Source organism: Aquirufa aurantiipilula, assembly GCF_019923745.1.
GTDB classification, from domain to species: Bacteria; Bacteroidota; Bacteroidia; order Cytophagales; family Spirosomataceae; genus Aquirufa; species Aquirufa aurantiipilula.
Genome location: NZ_JAANOG010000037.1, coordinates 1 through 585, shown reverse-complemented (window position 1 = coordinate 585; position 585 = coordinate 1). Strand labels below are relative to the sequence as shown.

Genomic DNA, 585 nt, shown 5'->3' with positions numbered 1-585 from the left:
CTTTCGTGCGTGAAAGCCGTTGTTGAGCTTCATCAGCCTATTTTATATGTTCGTGGAAAGTATAATGTCCCTAAAACATTATTGACCCGCTGGCTTACTGTCTATCGTCAAGTTGGTTTGATTGGTTTACAGTCTAAAAAAAATCATGTTTTTAGTGCGTCATTTAAGTTAAAGGTTTTGCAAGCTATTGATAAGTATGGTTTATCTTTAGCTCAAGCCTGTATAGATTTTTCTATTGGGAGTGAAGCCAGTATTATTAATTGGCAACGTCAATGGAAAAAATTCGGTTTAGAAGGCTTAGTTAATAAACCTAAAGGTCGGCAAGTCATGGATAAACTCAGTTCCCCTAGAAAACTTAAATTCAAGCATCCTTTAACACGTGAACAGGAGTTATTATTGGAATTAGAAAGTCTACGTGCAAAAAATGCTTACTTAAAAAAGTTACAAGCCTTAATTCAAGCCGAAGAAGCCAACAAGCGCAAGCCATTCAAGAATTAAGGCAAGATCATCCTTTGGAGCTATTGCTCCAACATGGTCAAATGGCAAAGAGTAGCTTTCATTATTACCAGCATCGCCTTAGCTTGG

Annotated in this window: 1 protein-coding gene; it reads left to right on the top strand. The window is 37.1% G+C overall.

Annotated elements, in window-relative coordinates; all coding sequences use genetic code 11:
* A partial coding sequence (locus G9H60_RS13235) for a helix-turn-helix domain-containing protein (RefSeq protein WP_223144514.1) occupies window positions 1–498 on the top strand: 498 nt, incomplete at its 5' end.
* Between the last annotated feature and the right edge of the window lie 87 nt (window positions 499–585).